This window comes from Streptomyces sp. NPDC059142 (genome assembly GCF_042755665.1).
Taxonomy (GTDB): domain Bacteria; phylum Actinomycetota; class Actinomycetes; order Streptomycetales; family Streptomycetaceae; genus Streptomyces.
This window is the reverse complement of record NZ_JBHZDA010000180.1, coordinates 660-4,195: the sequence shown is the minus strand read 5'-3', so window position 1 is coordinate 4,195 and position 3,536 is coordinate 660. Positions and strand designations below refer to the sequence as shown.

The following is a 3,536-nucleotide window of genomic DNA, read 5'->3' as shown; positions in this document are numbered from 1 at the left end:
GGCCCCCGCGTTGGTACAACTCCGCTGACAACCCATCTGGGTCGGCGCCCCCGGGCCGGGGGGCCCATAAACACACCCCCCGGGGGGCGCGGGGGGGGCGCCCCCCGCCCCCCCGACGGCGCCGTTGGCGATGTCGGCGATGCCGTCGAGGATGCCGCCGTCACTGTCGCCGTCGCCGTTGTCAGCCGCGGCAGTCGGTGTTGCGGCTGACATGTGTGGGGTGTGGGACTGCGCCGCGTGGGCAGCACCAGAGCTGCCGCCTGCCAGGGCGAACGCGGCGGCGGCCAGGGCCACGGCCTTCCGCAGGGAAACGCGCATGGAAGATCTCCTTCTGCCAGAGCGGCATGAACGCCGCGCCCCCGAGCACGTGCCCGTGCGCACGCCATGACCGCGATCCTTGCCCAAGGCGCATGTCCACCCTGGCCCGCCACTCCGTGCACAACCCGAACGGATGACTCCGGCGGTTGCACCGGTCGCCAGGTGCCGCTGTCTTCTCATTCCCGGCTACTCCTGCGCGCGCGACGTGACTCACATCACTCAAACTTCGCTGACATTGCTCAATCTTCGCTGCGAGAGGTCATCGACCTCCCGGACACTCACCAAGATCGACGTGCCCGCAAAATCGAACACATGATGGAATTAGGGCCATGCGACGGACGACTCCTCCTGATCTCGACCGTGCCCAAGACGACTGGCACGCCACCTACCGGCAGCTCGCCGCGCACCCGTCCACCACGCTCCGCAGAAGGCTGATTCACCTGTCGGCGACCGTGGTGTTCCACCCTCACTGGCAAGGTCAGCGTTCCGCGGGCTGGGCTGCTCTGCATGGTGGGCGGCCAGGTCGAACCGCCTCCTGATCCCCGGAGCCGATGCCCGCGGATTCGTTGGGTGCCGGCGGGGAGGAACAAGCTGCCTCCGGCGGGTCCTCCTCGGAGGGGGTGGGGGCTGGTCGGTCGGGTGCCGCGCCGTCGTGGTGCGGGTGGTGAAGGCGGGGTTCCCTCCTCGGCCGGCCACCCCAAGGGGCGTACCAGGAACCCGGACACGGCGTCCAGGCCAAGCCGCTGCGCGGTCGCTACGCGAGCCAGGACACCGCGCCCGGAACCCTGATACGGCGGAGCTGTCCGACCGAGGAGGGAACCCCGCCCAGGCCCGTGGTGGGCGCGGCCCGGCCGGGCGGGTGCGGGTCGATGATGGAAAGAAAAGAGCAGGTCAGAGCCCTTATCCGGGTTGCATCACCTCCCGGAACATGGTTTAATTAGTGATGTCGGAAGGGGAGGGCAACCCCCGGCCGGCGAACGGCGGGCCGACCGGCCGCCGACACCCACTCTCACCAGGAGACGGACGATGAACACGCCTCTCACCGTCGCAGAGCTGTCCCACCCGATCGCCCTCGAACTCGGCGGGAACTGGCGACCGCAGCCCGCGCGCCACGGCCTCCAGGAGCTGGACCACGCCGCCACGTTCACGCACCTGGACGGCCGACAGCTCCACCTCTCCGAGCGGTTCGATGCCCCCGGACACCTGCACATCCGGGGCGCGTTCCCCGCCACCGACTACGGATTCCGCAGGGGCGAGCGCGACACGGTCCGAGTGGCCATGACCGAGGACCCGGCGGACATCGCGGCCCAGATCGCCGCCGATCTCATCCCCGTACACCGTGACGTTCACGAGCGCGTGAAGGAATACAACCGCGCGCAGGCCGTAATGCGCCGGGGCGTCGAGGAAGCCGCCCGCGATCTCTCCGCCCGACTCCCCGGAGCGCGAACCCGAATCGACGGCACAACCGCCCATGTCTACGTGAGCCTTGAACCGGGCGAAGTCCGTATCGGACTCGACGGCGACACCGTGAGTCTCGTACTCAACGACGCACCCCGAATCATCGCCGACGCCGTCGTATTCGCAGTCAGCCGATTCCTTCCCCACGTCCAGACCCCCGAGGGGGAGCGCGGCGAATACGTCGACGGATACACCCTCTAACTCCCCGCGCGTTACGGCGGCGCGCGACCCAGCGCGCCGCCCTCCCCAGAAAGGCCCAGGATGAGCGCCGACATATTCGTCATCGAACCGCAATGGATCGTGCAGGCCCCGCACCTCCGGTGCACCCTCAAGCGCGCCCTTGCGCTCCAGTCCACACACAATGTGTGGTCCGGCACCGAGCACATCAACAACGCCGTCGGGATGGCCTACGGCAATGAACTTCCGGATTCCGGCCGATGGGAACTCACCCGCTCCCAACTCCGCACGCTCAAAATCGCCATCGAATGGCGCAGGGCCACGCGCGCGGCCAGCGACAAGAAGACCGCCCCCGATATCCTTGACCGCTGGACACGAATAGAGGACGAGGTCATAGCCGCATACCGCGCCGTGAGCAACGAAGCAGGGTTGTACTGGATTTAGGGGGTTGCCGATCACCTTAAAACATGGTTTAATTAATGGTTCCGGAAGGGGGAGGGCAACCCCCCGACCGACACCCCGAGGGCCAGCCGGCCCCGGACGCTCATCTCACCAGGAGGACCGCGACATGCCCCGTAAGCCGAAGATGACCGACGAAGAGCGCCGGGCCTACTCCGCCAAGATGCGCGGGGAGCTTGAATCTGTGATGGATCGTGCGTACGGGGCGATGGTCAGCAGCGAAGACTTCTGGGCCGCCGTTATGCGCACGGCCGCGAACCTCACCCATACGGACCGCGACGACCGCAGCCCCACCAACTGCATTGCCGTCGCCGCCCAGCACCCCAACGCCACCCACATACTCAGCTCCGGCGACTGGCGGAAGGTCGGACGCTTCCCGGCCAAGGGCTCCACCTCGCTCCGTATCTGGACGCCGATCAAGCGGAGGCCCGAGGCGGGCCAGGAGGCCACGGCCGCAGTCGCCGACGGCGGGCAGCGGGAGACCGCCGACGAGACCGCCGGGAGTGAAGCGCGCAAGGTGTCCGGCTTTAAGGCCGGACCGGTTTTCGACATCAGCCAGACCGGCGGCGACGACTACGAGCCGCCCGCGCCCGCGCGGTTCACCGTCGAAGAGGTCTGGGCCGCCGTCTCCGGAGCCGACAGCGTGCCCGACGTCGACGGGGAGTGCGACTACGCCGTCCGCCTCCACCTCTACAACTCCGCGCTTCAGTGCATCAGCGAACTTGACGCACCCGTGTACGGGCAGCGCGAAGCGGAAGTTGCGTCCGCCGCCCACGTCGCCGCGCTCATCCTCGGAATCGCTCCCGGACCCGCCGTCATGCCGCCGCTAGCGAGCATCATCACCGACGGCAAGAAGCCCCCAGTTCACGAGTCCGCCGTACGGGCCATCGAGACCGGCCGCGCCATCGCGAGCGCAGTCCGGGCCGCCGCCGAGCGCCGCCGCGAACTTGCCGTGGCCGGTTGACCCACACCCTAGAACATGGTTTAATTAATGGTGTCGAGAGGGGGAGGGCAACCCCCCGACCGACACCCCCCCGCGCGGGGCGCCCGCCCCCGCGGGCCCCCGCACCCCCCACGACCCCCCACACGCCACCCCACCCCAAGACCCCCAACACAGACAGAGC

The 3,536-nt window shown here is 68.7% G+C and carries 3 protein-coding genes; all 3 read left to right on the top strand.

The features are described from left to right. Window positions 1-1,344: 1,344 nt before the first annotated feature. The 3 genes from ACFXPK_RS32290 to ACFXPK_RS32280 all read left to right on the top strand — a co-directional run bounded on the left by ACFXPK_RS32290 (window position 1,345) and on the right by ACFXPK_RS32280 (window position 3,376). Window positions 1,345-1,977, top strand: a complete 633-nt coding sequence (locus ACFXPK_RS32290; protein ID WP_385080708.1) for a hypothetical protein — start codon at window positions 1,345-1,347, stop codon at window positions 1,975-1,977. Between the two features lie 60 nt (window positions 1,978-2,037). Continuing rightward, window positions 2,038-2,397: a hypothetical protein gene (locus ACFXPK_RS32285; protein ID WP_385080707.1), complete on the top strand. Its 360-nt coding sequence runs from the start codon at window positions 2,038-2,040 to the stop codon at window positions 2,395-2,397. A 124-nt stretch (window positions 2,398-2,521) separates the two neighbouring features. Further along, entirely contained in the window at window positions 2,522-3,376 is an 855-nt protein-coding gene (locus ACFXPK_RS32280; RefSeq protein WP_385080705.1) for a hypothetical protein, read from the top strand. The last annotated feature ends 160 nt before the right edge of the window (window positions 3,377-3,536 follow it).